19 protein-coding genes and 3 pseudogenes are annotated in these 24,306 nt (G+C 71.3%); 6 read left to right on the top strand and 16 right to left on the bottom strand.

What is annotated here, in order from left to right; all coding sequences use genetic code 11:
- The 12 genes and pseudogenes from G3I71_RS35640 to G3I71_RS35590 all read right to left on the bottom strand — a co-directional run.
- Positions 1 to 335: pseudogene (locus G3I71_RS35640) on the bottom strand (zinc ribbon domain-containing protein); the annotation flags it as partial.
- Entirely contained in the window at positions 332 to 889 is a 558-nt protein-coding gene (locus G3I71_RS35635; protein WP_164321377.1) for a phage tail protein, read from the bottom strand. The gene G3I71_RS35635 and the pseudogene G3I71_RS35640, both read right to left, overlap by 4 nt.
- Positions 886 to 2,847, bottom strand: coding sequence for a putative baseplate assembly protein (locus G3I71_RS35630; RefSeq protein WP_164321375.1), 1,962 nt, complete (start codon positions 2,845 to 2,847; stop codon positions 886 to 888). Before G3I71_RS35630 ends, G3I71_RS35635 begins: the two co-directional genes overlap by 4 nt.
- The gene (locus G3I71_RS35625) at positions 2,847 to 3,281 is read right to left on the bottom strand and encodes a GPW/gp25 family protein (RefSeq protein WP_164321373.1); all 435 of its coding nucleotides are present in this window, start codon (positions 3,279 to 3,281) and stop codon (positions 2,847 to 2,849) included. The genes G3I71_RS35630 and G3I71_RS35625 overlap by 1 nt, the downstream gene beginning before the upstream one ends.
- On the bottom strand, positions 3,281 to 5,179 hold the full coding sequence (locus G3I71_RS35620; protein WP_164321371.1) for a VgrG-related protein: 1,899 nt from the start codon (positions 5,177 to 5,179) through the stop codon (positions 3,281 to 3,283). Before G3I71_RS35620 ends, G3I71_RS35625 begins: the two co-directional genes overlap by 1 nt.
- A complete protein-coding gene (locus G3I71_RS35615) occupies positions 5,179 to 5,904 on the bottom strand; it encodes a LysM peptidoglycan-binding domain-containing protein (RefSeq protein ID WP_164321369.1) in 726 nt (241 codons plus the stop codon). The genes G3I71_RS35620 and G3I71_RS35615 overlap by 1 nt, the downstream gene beginning before the upstream one ends.
- Before the next feature lie 16 nt (positions 5,905 to 5,920).
- Positions 5,921 to 6,346, bottom strand: a complete 426-nt coding sequence (locus G3I71_RS35610; RefSeq protein WP_164321367.1) for a phage tail protein — start codon at positions 6,344 to 6,346, stop codon at positions 5,921 to 5,923.
- A 120-nt stretch (positions 6,347 to 6,466) separates the two neighbouring features.
- The gene (locus G3I71_RS35605; RefSeq protein ID WP_164321365.1) at positions 6,467 to 7,315 is read right to left on the bottom strand and encodes a hypothetical protein; all 849 of its coding nucleotides are present in this window, start codon (positions 7,313 to 7,315) and stop codon (positions 6,467 to 6,469) included.
- Positions 7,316 to 10,151: 2,836 nt separating this feature from the next.
- Positions 10,152 to 10,310 (bottom strand): DUF6760 family protein, encoded by a 159-nt coding sequence (locus tag G3I71_RS50440; RefSeq protein WP_239149533.1) that lies wholly within the window; start codon positions 10,308 to 10,310, stop codon positions 10,152 to 10,154.
- A complete protein-coding gene (locus tag G3I71_RS35600; protein ID WP_164321363.1) occupies positions 10,307 to 10,801 on the bottom strand; it encodes a hypothetical protein in 495 nt (164 codons plus the stop codon). The genes G3I71_RS50440 and G3I71_RS35600 overlap by 4 nt, the downstream gene beginning before the upstream one ends.
- Positions 10,801 to 11,244: a phage tail protein gene (locus tag G3I71_RS35595; RefSeq protein WP_164321361.1), complete on the bottom strand. Its 444-nt coding sequence runs from the start codon at positions 11,242 to 11,244 to the stop codon at positions 10,801 to 10,803. Before G3I71_RS35595 ends, G3I71_RS35600 begins: the two co-directional genes overlap by 1 nt.
- A gap of 79 nt (positions 11,245 to 11,323) precedes the next feature.
- Complete coding sequence (locus tag G3I71_RS35590; protein WP_164321359.1) at positions 11,324 to 12,898, bottom strand: phage tail sheath subtilisin-like domain-containing protein; 1,575 nt, start codon at positions 12,896 to 12,898, stop codon at positions 11,324 to 11,326.
- Between the two features lie 508 nt (positions 12,899 to 13,406).
- Here G3I71_RS35590 and G3I71_RS35585 point away from each other — a divergent pair.
- From G3I71_RS35585 to G3I71_RS35575, 3 genes and pseudogenes are all read left to right on the top strand, one after another.
- Positions 13,407 to 15,119 (top strand): DUF4157 domain-containing protein, encoded by a 1,713-nt coding sequence (locus G3I71_RS35585; RefSeq protein WP_164321357.1) that lies wholly within the window; start codon positions 13,407 to 13,409, stop codon positions 15,117 to 15,119.
- Between the two features lie 12 nt (positions 15,120 to 15,131).
- A pseudogene (locus tag G3I71_RS51575) lies at positions 15,132 to 15,445 on the top strand (hypothetical protein); the annotation flags it as partial.
- Positions 15,446 to 15,625: 180 nt separating this feature from the next.
- The gene (locus G3I71_RS35575; protein WP_164321354.1) at positions 15,626 to 17,107 is read left to right on the top strand and encodes a hydrolase; all 1,482 of its coding nucleotides are present in this window, start codon (positions 15,626 to 15,628) and stop codon (positions 17,105 to 17,107) included.
- A 46-nt stretch (positions 17,108 to 17,153) separates the two neighbouring features.
- Here G3I71_RS35575 and G3I71_RS35570 read toward each other — a convergent pair whose 3' ends face one another.
- The gene (locus G3I71_RS35570; RefSeq protein WP_164321352.1) at positions 17,154 to 19,265 is read right to left on the bottom strand and encodes an ATP-binding protein; all 2,112 of its coding nucleotides are present in this window, start codon (positions 19,263 to 19,265) and stop codon (positions 17,154 to 17,156) included.
- Entirely contained in the window at positions 19,262 to 19,948 is a 687-nt protein-coding gene (locus tag G3I71_RS35565) for a DUF4255 domain-containing protein (RefSeq protein WP_164321350.1), read from the bottom strand. Before G3I71_RS35565 ends, G3I71_RS35570 begins: the two co-directional genes overlap by 4 nt.
- A 503-nt stretch (positions 19,949 to 20,451) precedes the next feature.
- On the opposite strand from G3I71_RS35565, the gene G3I71_RS35560 reads away from it, so the two are divergent.
- Positions 20,452 to 21,165 (top strand): hypothetical protein, encoded by a 714-nt coding sequence (locus G3I71_RS35560; protein ID WP_164321348.1) that lies wholly within the window; start codon positions 20,452 to 20,454, stop codon positions 21,163 to 21,165.
- 73 nt (positions 21,166 to 21,238) lie between these two features.
- Here G3I71_RS35560 and G3I71_RS35555 read toward each other — a convergent pair.
- Both G3I71_RS35555 and rox read right to left on the bottom strand, forming a co-directional pair.
- Positions 21,239 to 21,463, bottom strand: a pseudogene (locus tag G3I71_RS35555) (VOC family protein); the annotation flags it as partial.
- 66 nt (positions 21,464 to 21,529) lie between these two features.
- On the bottom strand, positions 21,530 to 23,035 hold the full coding sequence (gene rox / locus G3I71_RS35550) for a rifampin monooxygenase (RefSeq protein ID WP_239149524.1): 1,506 nt from the start codon (positions 23,033 to 23,035) through the stop codon (positions 21,530 to 21,532).
- A gap of 204 nt (positions 23,036 to 23,239) precedes the next feature.
- Here rox and G3I71_RS35545 point away from each other — a divergent pair, with 204 nt between their 5' ends.
- The gene (locus tag G3I71_RS35545; protein WP_164321346.1) at positions 23,240 to 23,794 is read left to right on the top strand and encodes a helix-turn-helix transcriptional regulator; all 555 of its coding nucleotides are present in this window, start codon (positions 23,240 to 23,242) and stop codon (positions 23,792 to 23,794) included.
- Between the two features lie 10 nt (positions 23,795 to 23,804).
- A complete protein-coding gene (locus tag G3I71_RS35540) occupies positions 23,805 to 24,215 on the top strand; it encodes a VOC family protein (RefSeq protein ID WP_164321344.1) in 411 nt (136 codons plus the stop codon).
- Positions 24,216 to 24,306 lie beyond the last annotated feature (91 nt).

Below are 24,306 nucleotides of genomic sequence, written 5' to 3'. Positions count from 1 at the left end.
GCACCTCTCGTACCGCTCGCACTACTTGTACTGCTCGTACTGCTCGTACTGCTCGTACTGCTCGTACTGCTCGCACCGAGGCGCTCGCGGGCCGTGTGCGGCAGGTCGCCGCCCTGGCTCGGGCGGGAGAACGCGTCCCAGCCCGGGTTGCCGCCCGGCGCGGCCTCGTCACGCGCACCGGCCGGCTCCCCCGCGGCGGCCCCGGCCTCCGCGGGGCCCCCTCGATCGCCCTGGACTGCGCGGTCGCCCCAGCCCAGCACCGCTCCGCAGGCGTCGCAGAAGGACTGGCCGGGTTCCGCCCGGGTGCCGCACTCGGCGCAGCTCTGGCTGGTCATCTCTCGGAGGTCCTTTCGGCAACGGTCACCTTGACCGTGTAGGGCATGTGGGCAGGGCGGGCGGCCGCCACGAGGCTGTCCAGCCGGTGTTCGTCCGCGGGAGTGGGGGCGGGCAGCCGCAGGGTGACGTGGAGGTGCGGGCGGCGCTCGCCGGGCACCGGGCCCAGGGGCCGGGCGTTCCAGGCCGCGGCGCCGCTCTCGGTGATCTCCGGTGTCACGCCGAAGGCGAGGCGTACGGCTTCGGACAGGCCGCGTCCGGTGCCCCGGATGCGATGCAGGTACGCGGCGGCGGCGACGGCCGCGCGCAGGCGGGCCTCCGGTTCGGTGCCGTCGGTCTCGGCGCCGACCCAGTCGCCGAGCCAGCGGGTGAAGTCCAGCGGGGCCAGCGCCGGGGTGAAGTAGGAGTCCAGGCAGTCGAGGGAGTTGAGGATCGGCGCGACGACGTCGTCGAGACCGGCGACGAAGCGCTGGGCCAGGTCGTCGTCGGCGAAGACGGCGGGCAGCATCGCGCCGAGGGGCGCGGAGGAGCCGAGTCCGTCGACGGATCCCCTCATGCGCCGTCCCCGATCACTCGGACCCGGTGGTCGAAGGAGAACACCAGCGCGGGCGGGGCCAGGTCGATCCGGCCGGTGGCCTCGCCGCGCTTGCCGGTGAGCGGGTCGGCGGGATGCAGCTGGACCTCGTCGACGAGTTCGACACCCGGTACGCGTTGCAGGACCGCGAAGACCTCGCCGGACTGCACCGGGCGCCCGAAGGGCCAGCCCTTGCCGTCGGTGCCGCCGGTGAGCGGGTCGAGGTGGTGGTAGAGCGCGTCGTGCGCCTGGCGGCGCACCCGGTCGGTGTCCACACCGCGGAAGGCGTGCACGGTCGCCACGACGGTGATGCCCTGGTAGTAGGGCGGGCCGACCGCCAACCGCGTGCCGATCAGCCGCCGTTCGTCGAGGTGGCGGGTGATGCGCTGCAACAGGGCGTCGCCGGGCACGAGTTGCTCGAAGCGCAGTCGGCCGCCGGGGTCCGGCACCGCCTGCGGTACCACCAACACCCGTACGGCATAGGCCCCGTGCTCGGCCTCGTCGCCCTCCAGGCAGGTGATGCGGGCGGTCTCGGGGGCGGCTCGGCGGGCGAGTTCCTCGTAGTCGCGCAGGGTCACCGCCCGTTCCTGGGCGCGCAGCGTGATCGGCGCCCGTACCTTCGCCTCCTCGACCGTCTCGCCCTCGACGCCGCCGCGCGCGGCCTCCCGGTTGACGACCTCGGAGACGTACGGGACGGAGCTGCGCAGCACCTGGACGGCGCCGCGGGCGACGTTGCCCGCCCGGCCGCCGCCGGTGCGGTAGTTGTGGGCGCGCAGCACGGCGCCCTTGGGCGGGACCGCCCCGAACTGGCGCAGGGAGCCGTCGGGTTCGCGTACCGCCGGACCGAAGGCGATCTCGCCGGTCGCGGCGTCGAGGGTGACGTGCCGGTCGTCGGGGCGGGAGGCGGCGAAGTGCGGGACGACCTGCCAGTCCGTCCAGCCCTCGTTCCCGGTGGCCGACTGGAGGAGCACGGGCTGTTCGTCGCCGACCACTGGCGCGTTGGCCAGGCGCAGCCGCTGCCCCGGCAACCCGGTGGACTCGCCGAGGGCCTCGTCGTACACCGTCTCGGCGTGCACGGCGGCGGCGGTGCCGCCGACGGTGAACGCCTCCGCGGAGCGCACGGTGGGCGAGGTGGTGTAGAAGGGCTGGTTGGGCAGGGGCTCGGTGACTCGGCAGCGCAGCCAGCCGGCCTCCCGGCCGCCGGTGCGGGACAAGGTGTGTCCGCCGGGCACGTGCAGGACGATCTCGCCGGGCCGGTTGAGGCCGCCGGTGCCGTCCCGGTCGACCTCGCAGGCCGCCCAGCCGTCCTCGGTCCACACCTCCCACACCAGCGGCGGCTGCCGCGGGTCCACGCCGACGCCGTCGACGCGGCTGTCCAGGTCGAGGGCGAGGGCGCAGTGCGGGACGGCGGCGCTCAGTCCGAGCAGCATGCAGTCGCCGGGGCTCGGGGCCTCGGAGAAGCAGAGCACGTCCTTGCCCTCGGTGAGGTCGGTGGTCCGGTCGGCGACGGGAGCGCCGCTGTTCTGCACCACCAGATGCGTCAACCCGCAGGGTACGACCGTCAGTTCGCGCTCGGTGGCGAAGACGACGGCCTCCTCGCTCTCGGTGCGGGTGGTCGCCACCTCGGTGCCCACGGGCAGCAGGATGGGCTCCTCCTGCGGCGCGGACAGCCAGAACGTGACGTCCGTACGGGCCGCGGAGGGCGGGAAGAGCGTGATGCCGACGAGGTCCAGGAACGCCAGGTGGTTCTTCTCCGGGACCCGGTTGAGTCGGTAGACGATCTGGTCGGCCATGTGCGCGACCGTCTCCACGAGGGTGACGCCGGGGTCGGACACGTTGTGGTCGGTCCACTCGGGGGCGCGCTGCTGGATGTAGCGCTTCGCGTCGTCGACGAAGTTCTGGAAGCGGCGGTCGTCGAGGTTCGGGGAGGGCAGGGCCATCAGCGGTCGCTTTCGGAGCTCTCGGAAGCCGGGTCCGGCTCGTCGTGAGAGGGGATGACATAGAAGGGGAAGACGAGGTTGCGCGGGTTGTTGGTGCCGCGGATCGAGTAGCGGACGTCGATGTAGAGCACGCCCTCCTCGGCGCCCGCCGTCACCTCGACGTCGTTCACCTCGATCCTCGGCTCCCAGCGGTCGAGGCTCGTGTAGACCTCGTGCTGGATACGGCCCGCGGTGGCCTCGTTGAGCGGGGCGAACACCAGGTCGTGGATGGCGCAGCCGAACTCGGGGCGCATCGGCCGCTCGCCGGGCGCGGTGGCGAGGACGAGCCGGATGGCCTCCTCGACCTCCCGCTCCCCGCTGACCAGGGCGATGCCGCCGGTGGGTCCGATGCGCAGGGGGAACGCCCAGCCGGACCCGACGAACTGCTCGGCCATCAGATCACCGGCTTCCCGTTGGCGGTGACCAGGCCCAGGAGCGGGATGGTGGCCGCGCGAACACCCACGTTGAGCCCGGCGGTGACCTGGACGCTCATGCCCGCGTTGACCATCGTGCTCGCGGTCGACCGGAGGTTGAGGGTGCCCAGCGCGCTGACAGTGAGCGCGCCGGCCAGCGACTTGACGTTGACGAGACCGCGGCCCTCGATGTTCAGGGACCCGCCGCTCTTGATGGTCAGGCTCCGCCGCGCGCTCAGCGTGAGGTCGGTGCCCGCCTCGACGGACACCGAGGTGCCGCCCGTGATGCTGACGGCACCATCGCTGGCCACCGTGATCTCGGTCTTGGTGCGGTCGAGGTTGATGATCAGCTTGTCGTTGCCGGAAGCGATGCGCACGCCCTGCTTACGGGCGCCGGTCTGCTGGCTGAGCAGGTCCACGCGGTTGCCCTTCCGGTCGGACAGGGTGTGCCGGATCGCCTGCTTCTTCAGCCCGTCGTGCAACGGCACGTCCTTGACGACGGTCGGCTTGTCCACGCCGTTGTAGAGGCCGCCGATGACGAACGGGTGGTCCAGCGCGCCCCGGTCGAAGGCCACCAGGACCTCGTCGCCGACGTCGAACGGGAAGATCCCGCCGCCGGCCTTGCCGCCCAGCTGCACGGTCCGCGTCCAGTCACTGACGTACGCGTCGTCCAGCCACGGGAACTGCACCTTCACCCGTCCCTGCCCGAGCGGGTCCTGTACGTCGGTGACCAGCGCGTTGGCCACGCTCGGCAGCCGGGGCGCGGCCGTCGAGCCGCCGCCGGAGGCGAGGCCGAACAGGGAGCGCCACTGACGTCCGCTGACGGTCACCAGGGTCTCGTAGTGGTCGCCGTCGCCGAAGACGTGCCGTGCGGAGGTGACCGTGTACTTGCCCTCGAACGGGGCGCCCACATCGGTGAGCGTGACCGGTATGCCCGGGCGGAGCTTGGGGTTGCCGTACACGGTGACCTCCAGCTCCGCGAAGGAGGAGGTCAGGTCCTCGGCCAGGGAGTCGGCGGCGAACTTGGCCTCGGGCACGCGGTCGTAGGGCGTGTCGACGTCCACGAGCTTGGCGGCCTTGAAGGGCTGGGCGGCCTTCTTGGGGGTGGTGCCGATGTCGATGAGCTCGGTGCTCGTGGCCGGCGCGGTCTCGACGATCTTCTTCTTCATGATCACGTCCCAGCCGCGCGCCTCGGTTTTGTCGACCTGGTCGGCGGCGGTGACGGCGGCCCGGCAGCTCAGGATGTCGTGGCGGGCCTGGAGCACGACCGGGCTCTTCTCGCCCGGGGTGCTGGTCGAGGGCGCGCCGGACGCCGGCTTCGGCTTCACGAACTGGAACTTCCCCTTGGCGTCCAGGGACATCACCATCTCGTTCTCGTCGGCGAGCCGCGCCAGGAAGTCCCAGTCGGTCACATTGGACTGGCTGATGAAGTCGTAGACGGTCGTGGTGCCCTGGACCGTGCCGACCGGGATGCCGTTCATCGTGGCGAGCTTGCGGGCGATGTCGGAGGCGGTCTGGTTGCGGTACGCGGCCACCCGGCGCGCGCGCAGCAGGCGGTGGCCCATGTCGTAGCCGCGGATGACGGTGAAGGACCCGGTGCCGTCGTAGTCGGTCTCCATACCGGTGACCTCGCCGGTGAGCAGCGGGGACGCCGCCCCCTGGCCGTCGGCGACGGGGGCCAGGACCACCTCGGAGCCGAACCTGACGTTCAGCTTGCCGAGCAGCTGCCTGCCCGGGTCCCGGAAGGTGAGCCGGAACGCACCGGGCACGCCGGCCCCGAGTTCGGCCCAGCCGCCGACGAGCAGGCTCGCGTAGTCGGGCGGGAGTTTCTTGCTGTCGATGGTGACGTGGATGACGTTGGAGAAGGACGGCTTCACCATCAGAAACCCACCTCCTCGGCGGCCGGCAGCATCAGTTCGACGCCGTTCGACAGCCGGGACGGGTCGTCGATGCCGTTGGCCTCGGCGATGGCCCGCCAGGCGGCGGCGTCGCCGTACTCCCGCCAGGCGAGCGACTGGAGCGAGTCGCCCGCCACGACCCGGTGCACGCGCTGCACGGTGAGCGCGCCCGAGGTCGGGTTCTGCCCCTTGGTCTTGCTGGGGATCTCGTGCAGCCGCACCTGGCAGGTGGCCCGGATCGGCACACCCGTCGTCCCGAACAGGGAGTAGGTGGCGTCCACGGAGCCGACGTACGCCGTGAAGCGTGCCGTGGAGAAAGCACCCCACTGGAACACCACCCACGGCGTGGAGGGCTGCTTGGCGGCGATGCTCTTCGTCGTCACCTCGCAGCAGGAGAAAAGGGCCTCCACCTTCTTGAGCACGCTGTTGCTGGTCGGCTTGGTGGAACAGTCGAGGAAGATCTCGACGGTCATCTCCCTCGGCCTCGGCCCCATGAACTCCGGGAGCGAGCCGTCGCGCAGCGCCGCGGTGGGAGTGGTCTTCCACTCGGTGCCGCGGCTGAGCGCGAGCTGGGAGGGGTTGAAGTCGAAGCTGAAGTTCTTGATCAGCGCGCCGGGGGTGGTGCTGACACCGATCGGCGGCTCGTGGATGGCGAGCGTGGCGCGCACGAGGCTCTTGCCCGCGCCGCCCTTGCTTCCCTTTGCCATGGTGGTGTTCCGCCCCTCAGTCCGTGAACCCGTGGTGGGTGATCTCCAGGACCTCCGTGGCCACGGCGGGACTGGACGGGTCCAGCGAAGGCCCCTGCCAGCTGACCGGCAGTACGTCGATCAGGCCCCAGCTCGCCACCTCCGAACCGTCCGCGCGCAGCGCCGCGATCTGGGCGGTCGGCCGGGTGATCCCTGTGGCCACGGACGAGATCCAGGCGGCGACCTTCGAGGTGTCCGGGGTCAGCGGGCGGGTCAGCCGGATGTTGGAGAAGGTCACCCGGGACGGGAACTGCCAGACGAACCCGTTGTGCCCGCCCTCCTGGTGCTGCTCGATCTCCACCGTGGACGAGAGTCCTTCACACCCGTTGAAGTACCCGAGGCTCTCGCCGTCGATGGTCAGGTTGAAGAAGACGGTGGAGCCCGGGTCGAGGTCGCTGGGCATCGGGGGTCGGCCTTTCTTGGGACGTTCTGGGTTCAGCGGTACGGCTGTGGGTCTGTGGGCCTGTGCATCGGGGAGGAGCGGGGTGGATAAGGAGCTCGGTCCCCCCGGGGCTCTGGGGGTTCAGCGGCGTGGGTCGCGGAGTTTGCCGATCCGCTCCCGGTCCATGCGCAGTTCGGTCCGCAGCAGGCGGGTGACCCGGCCGATCAGGCGGTGGGTCAACTCGTCGAGCTGGTGGCTGCTCAGCTTTCTGGGGTCGAACTTGGCAGTGACGTCCATGAGTTGGCCGATCCGGCCGACCAGTCGGCCCGCCAGTTCGTCGAGCTGACGGTCGTCCAGCTCACGCGGCCTGAACTCGGCGGTCGCCGACGGACCGGAGGCCGAGGCCGACGGAGTGTTGCGCGGGCGCGGCGAGGACGCGGGCTGGGCATGGGCCGGGGGCGCCTCGCTGCGCCGCCGCTGGACACGGATCGGTGCGGGGGGTGAGGAAGCGGATGCGGGTGTGCCGGTGGGGGGTACAGGGGGCGTGGCCCGGGTCCGCTGCACGGGCAGGGGGCCGGGCGGCGGGGAGGGGGATGCCCTCGGTCGAACCGGCCGTACCGGTTGTACGGGGCTGAGGACGACGCCGGAAGTCGCGGGGCGGGGGGAGCGCTGGGGCGGTGCGGCGTAGCGCTGCACGTTGGGGGCGGTCGGCCGGATCGGCTGGGCGGGGCGGCTGCCTGCGGGCCCGGCGGCGTGCGAAGGCAGTCGGGCAGGGCCGACGCCTGCTGACGGCGTCGGTCCGGCTGAACCAGAGCGCTGCACCACCGGTACGCCTGGCACCGCCTGCCCGGCGGGGGCGGCGGTGAGTCGCTGTACCGCGGGGCTGCCGCCGGCGGACGGCCCCGGAATCGGGATCGGGATCGGCATGCCACTGGCCGAGGTCCCGCCACGCGGCGGCATGACCGTACCGCCGCCCGATCGTGGTGGCATCGGATCGGCGTCCGTGCGCCGCACCGAAGACCCACCACGCTCGGACCGGCCGGGGGCGCCGCCCGGTTGCCCACCGGGCGCCGCCGTACGCCGCAGTTGTACGGCCTTGGGTACGACCCGCTGCGAGCCCGCGCCTGCGGGCGGCGCGGGGAGGACAGGCGCCAGCGGACGCCTGGAGGCGAGCGGGCGGTGGGAGGGCGTCGTGAGGGGTGGTGGGGTGGTGAGGTGTGAGGTGGTGGAGTGCGGGGGTGTGGGGGTTTGGGCGGGGAGGTGTGAGGTGGTGGAGTGCGGGGGTGTGGGGGTTTGGGCGGGGAGTCCCCTGGGTGCGGATCCCAGGAGTGGGAGTCCCCGGGTTGCGGGGCCGGGGGGTGCGTGGCCGGGGGGTGTGGATCCCGAGGCCAAGAGGCCTGGAGCCGTGGGGGCCTGGGCAGGGGATCCCGGAATCGCGGAGGGCGGAGGCGAGGAGTGCGGGGCTGAGGGGACCGGGGCCGGATGTCCTGGGGGCGAGGTACGCGACGACGCCGAGCGCTGGACCACAGGCCCGGGGGACGACGAACCCGACAGCCCAGGACGCGAAGTTGACGGAACCGGAGCCCCAAGCCCTGCGGGCGCGGCGGGCAACGCCGCGGATCGCTGAACCACAGGCCCGGAGGACGACGAACCCGACAGCCCAGGACGCGAAGTTGACGGAACCGGAGCCCCAAGCCCTGCGGGCGCGGTACGCGGCGACCCGGGTCGCGGGGCCGAGGGTGCTGGGGTCGAAGGTGTCGGCGTCGAAGAACCCGGCTGTGCAGTTCGGGGAGTTGAGTCGCCCGAGGTCGACGACGCGTTCGCCGTCCTGCGCTGGATCACGTGCGGAACGGTGTTGCCGTCGGCGGAAGTCACTGAGGGCGGGACGGGGTCGCCGCCCGCGGGAGTCGACGGGGGCGTCACCGCGCGGTGGGCGGCACCTGGGGCAACAGCGGCTGCGCCGACCGGCGCTGACGCGGGCGATGACGGTGTCGGCGTGGCCGAAGGCGCCGTGACCGAGCGGTGATCCGTGCTCCGGGGTGGGCTCGCGGACCCGCCCGTGCCGCCATCTACCGTACCTGGGACGGACGTTGAGGCAGCAGGGTTCCGTGGGCCGGGAGCCCGTGTCGAGGCACCGGGAGGCGAGGCGGCGGCACGCTGAACCGTCGTACGGTCTCCGGTCCGCGTCGGCGGCACGGCACCCGGCGTTGTGGAACTGCCCGCGCCGGGCGTGCGGGGCGTGTCGGAACCCGGCACCGCGCCTGGTGTCCCGGCACTACGGGCGCCCGATGGCGCGGAGCCACCCGTACCCGGCCTACGGGACCCACCGGAACCCGGCACCACACCTGGCGGCGCCACCGGACGGCCAACACCCGGCACCGCACCCGGCGTTGGGTTGCCCGCGCGCGGCGGACGGGACCCAGCGGATCCGGGTGCCACCGGACCGCCGGCACCCGGCGTCGCGGAGACGTCGGCGCCGGAACCGGAACCGGAACCCGGCATCGCGCGCTGTACCGGTGCCGTTGAGGCAGAGCTCCTCCCCGTAAGGGAGGTCGTCCCCTCGGGCGGCGCGGACATCGGCGCCCCCAGCAGCGGACGCCGCCGCTCGGACGGGCCGGCCGCCGGACCGTGGGGCGAAGCCGAGGGCTCAGCCGAACTCGGCGACGCCGGAGGTGCGGCCGGTACGGCGGGCGGGGCGGACCGGCGTTCGCCTGCCAGGGGCGCGCTCGAACTCGTGTCACCGACTGCGGCCGGGCGCGCCCCCGTACGCCCGGATCCATCGGAAACGCTCCGCTGAACCGGTGCCGCGAGCCCGGCGGGCGGCCGCCCCGGAGAACGCGCCGGGGTGGACCGCAGCCCGCCCTCCCTCGTCGCGGAACCTTCTGAGCCCTGCCCGGCGGAAGAAGCGACCGGCCTGTCGGCGGCCGGACTCGCCGAAACCGAAACCGATGCCGACGCTGACGCTGACGCCGAGGGACCCGAAGGGACAGGCGTGTCCGGGCCGTTGGAGACACCCGGCCCGGCAGAAGCCGCAGCCCCACCACCCGTGCCCGCCGTCCGACGAGCCACCGGCAGGGTCCGCCGCTGCACCACCGGCGCGACCGCCGACGCCCTGGTCAGCGGTGGCCTGGCCGCCGACGACACGGTGGCCGGACGCGAACCGGTCGACCGCACGGCAGCCGGAGGCCCCGTAGCAGGCATCGCGACAGGGGCCGACATACCCTCCGAAGGCGGCGACGACGGAGCCGGCGAGGAGGCCACAGCCCCCGCGAACACCCCCGCCCCCAACACCGGCACAGCCGCCACCCGCGGCCCCGCCGCCCGCGCGGCCGCGCCCGGGAACACCGCCCGCTGCACCGGCATCCCGCCGACGTCACCGCCCGTACCGGCAACCGGCCCCGCGTCCTCGCCGCGAGCCAACGGCAGGGACAGCGAAGGCCGTTCGAGTCCCGAGGCGGGTCCCGTCGACTCCGTGAGGACGCCTCGCACCAGGCCGCTCGGCGCTGCGTCGAGGACCGCGTGGGACAGGGTTCCCATGAAGGAGGGGTTCTGCCAGGTGCTGAGCCGGCCACCGAATCCCGCGTCGGCGACACCCGTACGGCCAGCGGTCGCGCGCTGCATCGGCGGCAGCGCGGACCAGCCGGCCGACGACGCCCGGGTCCCTGCTCCGGCGCCGGTCCCGGGCACGTCGGGCAAACCCTCGCCCGCCGCGACAGCGGCCGGAGCCGCATCCGAAGGAGCAGAAGGAACCGAAGGAACGGAAGAAACAGAAAGGCCCTTACCGCGCCCCAGTCCACCTCTCAACCGGTCGACGAGCCCCATGACCTCACCCCTCTCCCGCGGCACGCGTGACGAGGACCGCGATCTGCTCGGTGAAGCGGCGCCGATCGTGGTGTTCGAGGTCCAGGATCTCCTCCAGGCTCCAGTGGAAGTGATAGGCGACGTACGCGATCTCCTCGTGCAGACGACCGGTCGCGTACGTCACGATTCCCCCAGGCGGCTCCCGCCGAGTTCGACTTCGAATGGCTGCTCGCAGTGCGGGCAGGTGACCCCGGCGCGGGTGTTCCCCTCTGCGTTGATCTGGCGGTAGAAGTCCTGCAGGAAGGCCAGGTCGGAGGCGAACATGTTCTCCACCACGCCGTCGTGCACCATCGGCAGCGAGCCGAGCCGGGTGATCACCCGGCCGAGCAGCACCACCGACAGATAGGCCGGGTTCTCCTGGACGCGGACGTCCCGCAGCGGGATCAGTTCGTCCCGGGCCGTGGCCAGGCGCATCACGCCGTCGCGGTGGACGGTGCCGGCGTCGTCGACGTACCCGCGCGGCAGCTCGAACTCGAACTCGGTACGCAGCCGTTGCCGGACGGGGGCGGCGGGGGCCGGCTCCGGCATGCCCGCCGCGGGGTCCTCCGGCACGGCGTCCGGTACATCCACGACCGAGCCCGAGCCCGCACCCGCTCTTGCCGTCGCACGCCGCATTACTCGATGACCAGTTCTTCGAAGACGATGGTCACGGTCTCCTGGAGCGGAGCGGCCTCGCCGGCCTTCAGGGTGCTGGCGTCGATCTTGCTGCACCAGGCCTTGCGCATGTTGTACCGCTTCACCGGGTTGTTCTCGTAGTCCATCATGATGATGGAGGCGTCCACGCGGGCGACGCTCATCCGGCCGGCGATCGAGTCGTTGATCCACTTCGTGAAGGCCGCGGACTGGGTCATACCGCGCACGACGGTGCAACTCCCGTCCTTCTGCGTGCCCGGCAGCAGAGCTATCTCGGGCTTGCCCGACGCGGAGTTCTGCGGGCTCTTGATGACGTCCTGCTCGATGCTGAGACCGCTGACCTCCGCGAGGTACTCGACCATCACGCTGTCGATCTGCAGGCCGAAATTGTGTGAGGTAAGGGAGTCACCCTGGCCAAGACTCATCAGTTCTCTGTCCTTCTGAGGGTTTTTCTAGGGGGCTTGACGTGTGCGTGCGGACGCCGGAGCGCAGGCAGGCGGCCTGCTACTCCTCCAGCTCCCCACTTCCGCTGGAGAACTGGGCCAGCCGGAAGATCACGAACTCCGCGGGCTTGACCGGCGCGACGCCGATCTCGCAGATGACCCGCCCGAGGTCGACCGACTCCGGGGTGTTGGTCTCCGCGTCGCACTTGACGTAGTACGCCTCCTCGGGCCGCTGGCCGAAAAGGGCGCCGCTGCGCCACTCGTTCACGAGGAAGGAGGAGACATTGCGCCGGATCCGGGCCCACAGGTTGTGGTCGTTCGGCTCGAACACCACCCACTGGGTACCCAGGAGGATCGACTCCTCCAGGTAGTTGAAGTACCGGCGCACGTTCACATAGCGCCAGGCCGGGTCGGAGGACAGCGTGCGGGCGCCCCAGACGCGGATGCCGCGGCCCGGGAACGAACGGATGCAGTTGACGCCGATCGGGTTGAGCAGATCCTGCTCGCCGCGGGTGATCTGGATCTCCAGGTCCACCGCTCCGCGGACGACCTCGTTGGCCGGCGCCTTGTGCACACCGCGCTCGAAGTCGTTGCGGGCCCAGATGCCGGAGACATGACCGCTCGGCGGAATCAGCTGGGACTGGCCGCTGGCCGGGTCGAAGACCTTGATCCAGGGGTAGTACAGGGCCGCGTACTTCGAGTCGTAGCCTGCCGTCTCCTGTCGCCAGACCCTGACCTGACGGGCGTTGAGGCCGGGGGGCGGGTCGATGACGGCGACCCGGTCGCCCATCAGCTCGCAGTGGGCGATCAGGCCGAGCTGGACCGCCTTCACCGCCTCCAGGTCGATCGTGCCGCGCTGGTAGGCGGCCATCAGGTCGGGGACCGCGACCATGGAGATCTCGTCCACGGCCTCCAGGCCGCCGAAGCCGGTGCGGTCGGCGGAGTCGCCGAGGTACTGGGCCGGGCCGGGGTGCGAGTCGTCCGTCGCGGCGGGTACGGCGGCCGGGGCCGCGGGGGCCACGAGGGCCACCGTCTGGTTGTCGGGGCGCGCCAGCTGCGCCGCGGGCGCCGCCTCCTGCACGGCGATGAGCTTGGAGCGCTCCTTCACCTGCGTGACGACGTAGTTGCGGCCGCCCTTCTTGGCGGTCACGTCGAACGTCTCGGCGGTCTTGTCGCCGTCCTTGACGATCAGCTTGAAGCGCTCGGCCGGGCCCTCGCCCTCCGCGTCCGCGACCTCGACGCTCAGCGAGCCGCCCGCGACGGCCGTCACGCTGAAGGTGCCGAGCTGCTGGGGCGCGCCCGGCGGCAGCGCGGCGGGAGCGGCAGAGCCGGCCAGCGCGGACCGGGATCCGTTGGCGGCCGCCGCGTCGGCGTCGCCGCCCACGCGGACGACGTACGCGGCCGAGCCGCCGTTGTTGAAGAAGCCGTAGACGGAGTGCGCGAGGTAGTACCCGTCGCTGAAGGCGCCGAAGGCCGCTACGTACTGCGTCCAGTTGGTCACCAGGGTCGGCTCGTTGAGCGGACCGGTCGGGGCCAGGCCCACGAAGGCCGCCACCGAGGTACCCACTCCCTCGATGGGGCGCGAACCGCTGGCCACCTCCTCGACGTAAACGCCGGGCGACAGGTAGGACGGCATACGCTCGCACTCCTCGGGGTATGAGGGGACAGGGGAGAGGCAGACTTGACTCTTGTCCCGCGGCCACAGCCCGGGAAGGTCCTCCCGCCCCGCCTTGAGGGCAGTTCCGTTGCCTCAAGGGGCAGTCGGCATGTCTCGGGGCGGTCCGGTTCTCAGAAAGCCGGCGGCATGCGGCCGGAGCTGATCATCTCGATCAGGTCCTCCATCTCAGCGCGCATCTCGCCGGGGTTGAACGACTCGCGCAGCTCGCGCAGTTGTCGGTGGCGAGGTGGTAGTTGCCGTCTGCTCGGCCCAGGGCCGCGCCTCCCCGCCGACCGGCGGGCCGCTGATGTGCGTGGTCAGCACCCCCACCAGGAAGACCGAGCCCCGGGACACTTCCTCCCGCACGGTCGACAGGCGGCCCGGCGACTGTGATCGACCAGAAGTGTGCCCGTTTGGTCCTTGCTCTGTGCGAGTTCTGCCCTGAAGGTCCTTGTGACCGGGCAGATGAGCTCGGTAGAAAGCCCACATGTACCTGGACAAACGCAAGGACTCGTCAGGGACCGAGCGCACGGGCAGGCGTTCCTCCTCCCTGCCGGCGGCCACCCCGCTGTCCTCTCTGCTGGCCCTGCAAGCGACGGCGGGGAACGCGGTGGCGACGCAGGCGATCCAGCGTTCCATGGGGGTCCAGCAGGACACGGTGGGCAACACGGAGCTGAGGCGGGCGATCCAACGCTCGCTGCCCGAGCACGGCCCCAACTGCACTCATGACCAGGCGGACGTGCAGCGGCGTGTGGAGGACCAGCCGGCCGTCCAACCGCGTACTACCTTCTTCGACGCCCAGCGCACCCCCGGCCGCCCGCTGGCGCCCCACATCCAGAGGACGGCGGAGCAGGCCTACGGCATGCCCTTCGGTCATGTACGGGTACACGACGACCCCGTGTCCCAGCAGTCGGCGGAGGAACTGGGCGCCAGCGCCTACACCAGCGGCCCGGACATCTACATCGGTCCGCAGGGCATGGACGACGAGACGATGTACCACGAGCTCGACCATGTCCGGCAGCAGGCCCTGGGACCGGTGGCGGGCACGGACAACGGAACGGGCGCCAAGGTCTCGAGCCCGCGAGATCCCTTCGAGGTCTCCTCCTCTGCCAACGGTAAACGAGTGGCCCGGGGTGAGGCACCCGACCTCGCACTGCCCGGATCGCACGACCATGGCGCAAGCGTGCAACGCGCCGCTGCGGAACCGTCCGTCCAACGCATGGAAGACCCGCACCGTCGGGACGACGGAGCCTACGAAGCCGACAACTCCGACCCCGAGCGGGAAAGCGGCCGGGAAAGCGACAACAGCTCTCCGGACCGGGAACGACTCGAGGAAGAGATCCGCCGCCGATTGGGGGACATTGGCGACATGGGCGACATTGACGCCCGATTGGGCAGGATCGGACAGGAGCCGTCCTTCCGCCGGGTCAGGCCGATACCCCGGGAGTCCGACTCCGAATCGTCGGAGAGCGCGGAGGAGGCCCCGGCGCGCGGGCGGGTTCCGGCCCGTGAGCCAATGCCCACGCTGCCCGAGAACAGCGCTCTGGCCCCGCTGCGCGAGTTGCTGATGGAGGACATGCAGGAGGGTGATCTCGACAGGAAGCTGAAGGTCACGTTCAACGTGGCGGCCGGGGAGGGCAACCTGACCGACGGTCATGCCTGGATGGAAGTCACGGGGACCGGGGGGCAGCGGGTCTCCTTCGGCTTCTTCCCGACCGATCGGGGGTACGCGACGCTCCTCAGTGTGCCGGGCGGCGTTCGTTGCCCCGACCCGATCGCCGCCAAGGGCAGTCCCACACACCATGAGTCGAAGAGGGCGACTCTGCGAGACGTCATCAAGGGGTATCAGCTCGTCCACGGCAAGGTTCAGGACAATTACAACTTCGGCCTGCGCAACTGCACGACCTTCGCGATTGACGTGTGGAAGGCCATGACCCGTAAAGACATCCCCACGAACTTCTTCAGCGCGTTGGGTCTGCTCAGTCTGGGCATCTCGACCCCCCTGGCCGCCGACAAGGGCCTGAAGGACCACCAGGAGCAGCGGAAGCAGGACCGGACGAAACGTATGCTCCCTCTCGCGCAAGGCCCTGTGCGCGCTCTGATGCCCGTCGCCGGCACCCCGGAAGAGGTCGCCGAACAGTACGCCCTCGCACGGCAGTCCCAGAGCAGCTCGTCCGAATCGACCGAAGAGGTGGACTGACCGGTACGGCAGGTGTGGACTCCCCTGCCACCCGCCTCCGCGACCGTGGACCCGGGTGGCAGTACGACCGTGCGGCTGCGCCTGCGCAACACCGATGCCACCGATGCCACCGATGACGGGTACCGCCTAGAACCGGTGGGCGACATCGCACCCTGGACCACCGTCGAGCCACAGACGCTCCGGCTGTACCCAGAGACCTCCGGCACGGTCGAGCTGACCTTCGCGCCGCCCCGGACGCCAGAGCGGGCGCGAACCCGTTCGCCGTACGCATCACGCCCACCGAGCACCCGGAGGCGACCACCGTCCCCGAGGGCAACCTCACGATCTACGACTGCTCCGACACCGGCGACCAGGAACGGCAGCAGAAGTGGCGGATCGTCCAGCCCTCGGAGGGCCGAGCGGCGGGCGGCGCCGAGAGTGCAGGGCAGCCCGCACTGTCTCTTCGGGCACTGATCGTGCCCGGAAGCTTCCTGACCGGGCGCGGCTCGCCACCGTAACGTCGACTGGTGAGCCTTTGGACATCCCTGGAACCCGCCTCCGCGACCGTGGACCCGGGTGGCAGTACGACCGTGCGGCTGCGCCTGCGCAACACCGGTGACATCGTCGACGAGTACCGCTTCGAGCCGGTCGGTGACATCTCACCCTGGACCACCGTCGAGCCGCAGACGCTCCGGCTGTTCCCAGGGACGACGGGGACGGTCGAGCTGACCTTCGCACCACCGCGCACCCCGGACGCCAGAGCGGGCGCGAACCCGTTCGCCGTACGCATCACGCCCACCGAGCACCCGGAGGCGACCACCGTCCCCGAGGGCAACCTCACGATCACCCCCTTCACGGAAGTCCGGGCCGAACTCGTCCCGCCCACCGTGAAGGGGCGCTTCCGGGGACGGCCCAAGCTCGCCATCGACAACCTCGGCAACACCAGACTCACCGCCTCCATCACCGGAAGCGACAACGGCGACCAACTGTCGTACGACATCCACCCCGGCAGCGTGCAGATCGAACCCGGGCGCGCCGCGTTCGTCAAAACAACCCTCAAACCGCGCGACATCATCTGGTTCGGGTCCAAGGAACAACGCCCCTACACCCTCGCCGTACAGCGATCGGGCGTCAGACCGGTCGACGTCGAAGGCACCTACGTACAACGCGGGTTCCTCCCCGGCTGGCTCGCCACCGTCCTCGGCGTCGCACTCGCCCTCACCATCACCTTCGTCATGATCTGGTTCGCCTACAAACCCAACTTCCGCAGCGCCGCCACCGAACAACTCCAGGAAGCCGGCGTCAGCACCCTGCCCCCGAGCAGCGCCCCGGCATCGGTGGTGGCCCCGCCGCCACCCTCGACCACCGTTTCCCCGGTGGTCGAGCCGCCGGCCCCGCAGGTCACCCCGACGCAGAGCACGAACGGCAACGGCAACGGCGACGAATCGACGGGCGGAACCGAGAAGAAGAAGGAGACGGAGGAGAAGAAGGAGACGAAGGAGGCGAAGGCTCCGGAGGTGACTGCGGCGACCGCCGTCCAGCAGGCGGCCGCGGACGCCCCGGAGCGGAAGCACATCTGCTACCGCGCGTATGTGACGGGCATGGGCTGGACGAACCCCGCGTGCGACGGCGCCATCGCCGGCACAACGGGCCTGGAGAAGCCGATCAAGGCCCTGAACATCGCGGTGACCGGCACCAACGGCACGGCTGCCACCGCCTTCGTCCACGACCCCGCCTCGACCAACGGCAAGGGTCACTACAACGCGCCGTGGAAAGGCGCGGTCGACGGCGTCGACAACTACATCGGCAGCACCAAGAACGACGCCCCGAACATGCTGGGCTTCTCCATCAACGTCGACAACAGCAAACAGGTCGTCTGCCAGACCACGCACGTCCACAACGACGGCTGGCACGGCACGGGCTGCGACACTCCCGGCGGGGAGAACCTGATCTTCGGCGGGACTCTCAGCAACGACCTCTGGCTCGAAGCCGTCACGTTCACCGTGTGATGGCGTCGAGTGCCCGGTGGGGTGAGGCGGGGCCACGCGGTCGGCGCTACCAGTTGCCTTCGCCGGGCACCAGGCGGCCGGCCTTGCGGTACTCCCGTTCGGCGCCGTCCAGCAGGTCGGCCGTCGTCACCGGCGTGCCGCGCCCGGCGGCCGAGTAGGCCGCGGTGACGACGGCGCTGCGGATGGAGCCGCCGGCCAGCTCGAAGGCGTCGGCGACCCGCGCCGGGTCGGTGTCCGGCGCGCACGGCACCCGGGCCAGGCTGTGCCGCCACAGGGCGAGCCGCTGGCCGGCATCCGGGAACGGGAAGTCGACCACCAGGTCGAGACGACGGGTGAACGCCTCGTCGATGTTGGCGCGCAGGTTGGTGGTGAGCAGCGCGATGCCGTCGAAGGATTCGAGGCGCTGGAGCAGGTAGGCGCTCTCCATGTTGGCGTGCTTGTCGTGGGAGTCCTTGACCTCGGAGCGCTTGCCGAAGACGGCGTCGGCCTCGTCGAAGAGGAGCACGGCGTCGGTGCGGTCGGCCTCGGTGAAGATGCGCTCCAGGTTCTTCTCGGTCTCGCCGACGTACTTGTCGACGATCGAGGAAAGCTGAACGACGTAGAGGTCGAGGCCCAGGTCGGCGGCGACGACCTCGGCGGAGAGCGTCTTGCCGGTGCCGGACTCGCCGGCGAACAGTCCGAGGACGCCCCGGCCTCGGCCGCCGCCCGCGCTGAGCCGCCAGTCGCCCAGAACGCGGTCGCGGTGGCGGGCGCGCAGGGCGAGTTCGTGCAGTCGCGCGAGGGGACTGGCGGGCAGCACGAGATCGTCCCAGCCGACGTCGGGCCGGATGCGGCGGGCGTGCCGCTCCAGCCCGGAGGCCGACTGCTGCCGCGCGGCGACCCGCAGGTGCGCTGCGGTCACCGGAGTCCCGTCGAAGACGGCGAGGCGGTGGGCGGCCCGGGCGGCCCGCCTGATGCGGTCGCTGCCGAGGCGGTACGGGGCGACGGTGGCGGCGAGGTCGAAGCCGAGGCCGGATCCGCCGTCCGGGGCCGCATCCGGATCAGGGTTCGGGTTCGTGTCCAGCGCCGCCGCCCAGTCGGAGACCGCGCCCGCACGCTGCCGGGGCGCGTCCAGGACCAGGGGGTCGCGGTCGCACCACTGCGGGTCGTAGGGGTGGGTCCCGATCAGCAGCACGGGTACGTCCGCCGCGGCCAACGCCCGGACCAGCGTGGCGGGTTGGTCCGGCAGCGGGGAGATGAGGATCGCCGAGCCGCGCAGCCTGGCCTCGCGCAGCAGGTCGGGGATCCGGTCCTCGGGGCCGGAGTAGTGCAGGGCGTCGAGGCCGGCCGCGTGCAGGGCCGCCGAGGCGCAGCCGAGCCCGTCGCCCTCGCGGTGTTCGCGAAGATGGACGGTGAGCGGGCCGTCGGCCAGGCGGGCGGCGAGTCTGCGGGTGAACTCGGAGTCCTGGGAGGAGTCGTACGAGAGACCGTACGACGGGTCGCGGGCGGCGGCGGGCGCGACGAGCGGGCGCAGGTGGCCGGCGAGCGCGGCGTCCGGGGTGTCGTCGCCCAGGAGATGGGCGACGAGCCGGTCGGGAACTGTCAACCCGCGGCCCAGGAAGGGGCGTTCGGGTTCGTCGACGGTCATGAGCCCGAGTGCGGCCAGTGGCGCCGCGCGATGGAACCGGGCGCGGGCCTCGGCGAGGTGCGGGGGCAGTCCGCACAGGTCGAGGGCGAGCCCCACAGTGGCCCGCCGTCTGCTGACGTCGTCGTTGAGATAGCCGTACAGCGGCTCGAAGGAGCGGTCGACGTCCGGGGCGAGGGCGGTGAGGAGGATACGGACGTCGAGTTCGGTGAGGCCCAGGCGGGCGGCCAGGTCGGCGAGACGGTCGCGGCCGGCCATCCGTGCGGAGTCGGAGCCCGCCGGTTCCTGGTCGGCCGGCGCCGCCGCAGGGCGGCCCGCGGTGCGCAGGACGTGCTGTACGGCCTCCTCGGACAGATACAGGCCGCGCAGCGGATCGCCGGCCGTCGGGTCGCCGGCGCCGCGGTGGTCGACCAGCAGGGCGGCGCGGGCGCGCAACAGATCGAGCCGGACCAGCAGTTCGGCGGCCGGGGACGGATGGGCGACGGCCGCCGTCGCCGTCGTCTCGTCGTGCTCGGGCCGGGTGTGGGTGGTCATTCGGACCGGTCATCCCCGCCTGGCCGGGCACCCCTCGACCGCCGTTCGTTGTCCTCGGGCGTCAGATGCCGTGCCTGGTGCATCCGTTCCTCGGACCCTTCCAGGGAACCGTCGATGCCGCGTACGCGGACCACCGCACCCTCGGTGACCGGCGGTCCGACGTCGTACTCGGGATAGGCCGGGAAGGGGACGGTGACCACGAGGTCCAGGGACGGCTTGAGTTCGCCGCCGAGGGCCGACCAGATCTCGGCCATGGAGCGGGCCTCCGACTGGATCCCGGCGACCGACAGCGGGATGGACAGGCCCAGCACGGCCAGCGAGGGGGGCAGTTCGTCGGCCGACAGCATCTCGCGGGGCAGCAGCGTCGCCAACACCGCGGACAGCAGCCGGTGTTCGTCCTGGGGCTGTTTGGTCCAGGCGGTGACGAGGTACGACAGCCGGAACCAGCGGGGCGGCTGGCGGCGCTTGACGACGGCGTCCTGCTCGTCACGGACGGCGACCGTGCCCCGCTGGCGGCGGACGGTGTCCTCCCGGATGTCGTACAAGTAGGCGTTGACGGCGGGGCCGTTGCGCCGGACCGCCCAGTCGCGGGTCGGGGCGTCGAAGAAGACGTCGATGCCGGAACCGGCCAGGGCACCGCCACTGAGCAACCGTTTGAGGACCTCGTCCACCTCGTGGATCACCGTCGTGCTCCTCGCCCTGCCCCTGCCGTCACCACTGGGTTCCGATCGTGCCTCGCGCCGCACCCGCCCTCGCAGGCGCGCAAGGGACAGCAGGCGGGCAGAAGTTGCTGCCCGCACGCCGTGTGCGATTGCCCGTTCGGTCAGATGCGGCCCTCCCGGAGGGCATGGACCACGGCGTGCGCCCGGTCGCGCGGGTGCAGCCTGGTGGTTCACCGGTGAGCAGAGCGGAGAGCCTCTTCGGCAGAGGTGGAACCGCCGACTCGAAGTGCTGGGCGAGGACCCGTTCGGTGATCCCCACCGTCCCTCCGAGCCCCGAATCGAAGTGGCCACCTAACCCGAAGTCATCGTGCTCACCGGCCTGTTCACCTCCCCGCACTGGCGCGACCATCCCCAACCGCCCGCAGAGGCAACACGCCGTTTCGGCCTTGCTCAGACCCAGGTCGGGCCGGGACCGGTCCGGAAACCGCCACCTTCACTGCGAAGCTGTGCAGTAGCTTCATGGCGTGTCCACGACTCCGTCGCCGCAGCGGTCGCCCGCGTCCGAGCCGTACCTCCTGCCGCCTCCGCCGCCGCCGCCGCCGAAGAAGAGCCGGGCCGGTGTCGTCCTGGGGGTCGCGGGCGGGGTCATGGCCCTGTTGACCGTCGCCGTGGCCGCGGTCGTGGTCAGCAAGGTCGACACCGACAAGGACTTTCCCGAGGCGCGGTACCGGTTGACCCTGCCCAAGACCCTGCTGAGCGGTGAGTACGAGCTGGAGCGGGACTTCTCCGACTCCCCGGACGGCGGTTTCGTGCAGAACGCCGAGAGTGCCCTGGGCGGCCGTGACGTCCGGGCGGCCGTCGCGATCTACAAGCCCGCGAACCGTGGTGGCCAGCTGAACGTCAGCGGTATGTACGGCCGGTTCAAGGACGCCGACGACGCCCGGGAAACCATGCTGAAGGGCGCCGCCGAGCCGGACGGCATGTCGGTCGCCCTGGCGCCCAAGGACTTCCGCCCCTCCGGCTCGGACGTCACCGTCACCTGCCAGGTAGTCGCCAGGGAGGACCTGAACATGCGGATCATCATGCCGATGTGTACCTGGAACGACGGCAACACCGGCGCACTGATCGGCGAGATCGACCCCGCGGTTTCCTCCGGGGACGCCAAGGACGTGGACCTGGCGGGCCTCGCCGAGCGGACCCTCCGGATCCGGTCCGAGCTTCGGCGGCCGATCAGCTGAAGGAGGCCGGCCCCGGCGGGGGAGGAAGCCGAGCGGAGTCCCCGACGCGGAGCCCGTCCGCGCCCGAAGCGGATCATCGTGCCGACCTGCTCAGCGTCAGGTCGCAGGGTCGGCGCAGGACCCCTGTCTGTAGTAGGGGGCGCCGGGCCCCATGAGGCTGGTGATCCGGCTTGCCCGCACCCAGCTCCAGCAGCCGGGCCTCGGCCTCCTCCAAGTCCTCGTCGACCTTGAAGCAGATGTGAAGCTGCTGGGGAACGGTCTGGTCGGGCCAGCATCGAGCCCGGTAGCCGTCGACCCGTCCCGCTCGACCGTACGCACCGCGGGCGGGAACCTCGGTCTGGCAAAAGGCAGTTGAGACAGGACGTCAACCGGCCGCGGGACCGAACCACTTGGCCAACGGGACGGCCAGCTCCCCCTGGTCCTCACCGACCCACGCCACGTACCCGTCCGGCCTCAACAGAGCCGCGGGTACGTCGAGTTCGCCGAGTCCATCCAGTTCGTCGGTGTCGGTGTCGGTGTCGATGACGTGGTCGACCCGGTCCGTCCAGCCGGCCACCGAGAGCCGGCCGGTGCGGTCGAGGAGGAGGCCCCGGCCCTCGTGCGTCAGCTCGTAGAGGCGGCCTTGCTCGAGCGTGAGGTCCCGCATGCGCCGGCCGAGCAAGGGGTGGCCCTCGCCGAAGTCGTAGCGGATGCCGATGGCGGTGAGTTTCTCGATCAGGAAACGGTTCACGTCCTCGAAGTCCATCAGCTCCGACAGCAGTCGGCGCACGGACTGGGGGCCCGGCTCGGTGGACATCAGATGCGTCTGCGCGCGGGTGCTGTCCAGTACGTCGGCGGCCACCCGGTGCCGTTCGGAGTGGTAGCTGTCCAGCAGCCCCTCCGGCGCCCGGCCGGCGATCTCGGCGGCCAGTTTCCAGCCGAGGTTGAACGCGTCCTGGATGCCGAGGTTGAGCCCCTGTCCGCCGACCGGCGGGTGGATGTGCGCCGCGTCGCCGGCCAGCAGCACCCGGCCGACCCGGTAGCGCTCGGCCTGCCGGGTGGCGTCGCCGAAGCGGGAGAGCCAGCGCGGGGAGTGCACGCCGAAGTCGGTACCGGCGTATGCCCGCAACTGCTTCCTGACCTCGTCGAGGGTCGGCGCCGAGCGGTCCTCGGTCACCCCGTCGGCGGGCACGACGACGCGGTACACCCCCTCGTCCCCCATGGGCCCGAGGCCGAACCACTTCTGCGTCTTGCGGACTTCCGCCACCACGGCGGCCACCGTCGCCTGCTCCACGCCCACCTTCATCTCGCCCAGCAGCGCCTGGAGCCGGGTGGGCTCGCCGGGGAAGCGGACGCCGAGCAGTTTGCGTACCGTGCTGCGGCCGCCGTCGCAGCCGACGAGGTAGCGCGAGCGCAGCCGGGTGCCGTCGGCCAGCTCGGCGGTCACCCCCTGCCCGTCCTGGCTCAGCCCGACCAGCTCGCAGGAGCGCCGGATCTCGGCGCCGAGTTCGGTGGCGTGTTCGAGCAGTAGGCGGTCGGTGACGGTCTGCGGGATGCCGAGTACGTAGGGATGCGCGGTGTCCAGCCGGGCGGGCGCGGGCTTGTCCATGGCGGCGAAGAAGCCGCCGGCGACCGGGTACTGCTTGCCGTGCGCGAGGAACCGCTCCAGCAGGCCGCGCTGGTCCATCACCTCGATGCTGCGCACGTGCAGACCGAGTGAGCGGACGACCGGGGTCGGCTCCGCGTCCTTCTCCAGCACGACCACGCGCACGCCGTGCAGCCGCAGCTCGGCGGCCAGCATCAGGCCGGTGGGTCCGCCGCCGACCACGGTCACGTCCATGTCCATGTCCATGTCCATGTCCGCGTCCACGTCCATCATGAAAACCCCCATTTCGGCAGCCTCGATTGCCATGATCTCCGCGATTTCCGCAGGTCCGGACTGCCTCGGCCGACGATTGTGCGGCACGACGGGGGTCTTGCCGCAAGCCCCCCTGTGGGCTATAGCTTGAGAGTGGAGGGGAGTGGACGCTCTCCACCGCCCGAGCGCTCGCGCAGACCCGGACCGGCCCCCGCGACCCGGTGGTACCGTCGCCGAATGGACCCGCAGGAGCTGGCCAACCTCGCGCATCTGCGCCGGGCACGGGATCTGATCGACCGGGAGTACGCGCGTCCGCTCGACGTCCCGACGATGGCCAAGCACGCGCTGATGTCGCCGGCACACTTCTCGCGTCGGTTCCGGGCGGCCTATGGCGAGACGCCGTACACCTATCTCATGACCCGCCGCATCGAGCGGGCGATGACGCTGCTCCGCGCCGGCATGAGTGTGACCGACGCCTGCATGACCGTCGGCTGTACGTCGCTGGGCTCGTTCAGCTCACGGTTCACCGAGGTCGTCGGGGAGACGCCTAGCGCGTACCGCGGCCGGGAGCACGACGCGGTGACGGCGATGCCCGCCTGTGTGGCCAAGGTGACCACCCGGCCGAGCAGAAACGCGCCGGGCCCGGACGGTCCGAGCGCGGACGTGTCGAGCCCGGACGTGTCGAGCCTGGAAGGTCCGCGCAAGGACGCTCCAGCCGCCGGCACACCCGCCGGGGACATCGGGAACGTACCGAGCAGGATTCGAGAAGCGGGCCGTACGGCCGCCGCCTAGCTTTGACGGCATGGACATCGCACTGCAGTACTGCCACATCACCGTCAACGACCCCGACGAGGCGCTCGCCTTCTACCGCGACGCACTCGGCTTCGAGGTCCGCAACGACGTCGCATCCGGCGAACACCGCTGGGTCACCCTCGGCAGCTCCACACAGCCGGACCTCGAAATCGTCCTCTCCGAACCGCACGCGGGCCGCTCCCCGGCCGACGGCGACACCCTGCAGGAACTGCTCACCAAGGGCGTCATGCCGATGTTCGTCTTCCGGACCGACGATCTCGACGCCATGTTCGAGAAGGTACGGGCGTCCGGCGCCGAAGTCCTCCAGGAGCCCATGGACCAGGGTTGGGGCCCGCGCGACTGCGCGTTCCGCGACCCCTCGGGCAACCTGGTACGAATCTCGCAGAAGCCGAAGGGCTAGAGCCGGCCAGGCTCTGTCCAGGCCCTCGGGAGCAGCCCGCGCCAGCCTGTAGGAAAACCGGACGAGCCAGACGAGCCAGACGAGACGGAGA

Origin of the sequence: Streptomyces sp. SID12501 (assembly GCF_010550245.1) — a bacterium.
Taxonomy (GTDB): Bacteria; Actinomycetota; Actinomycetes; order Streptomycetales; family Streptomycetaceae; genus Streptomyces.
The sequence above is the reverse complement of the archived record's forward strand: the minus strand, read 5'-3'. Positions and strand labels throughout refer to the sequence as shown.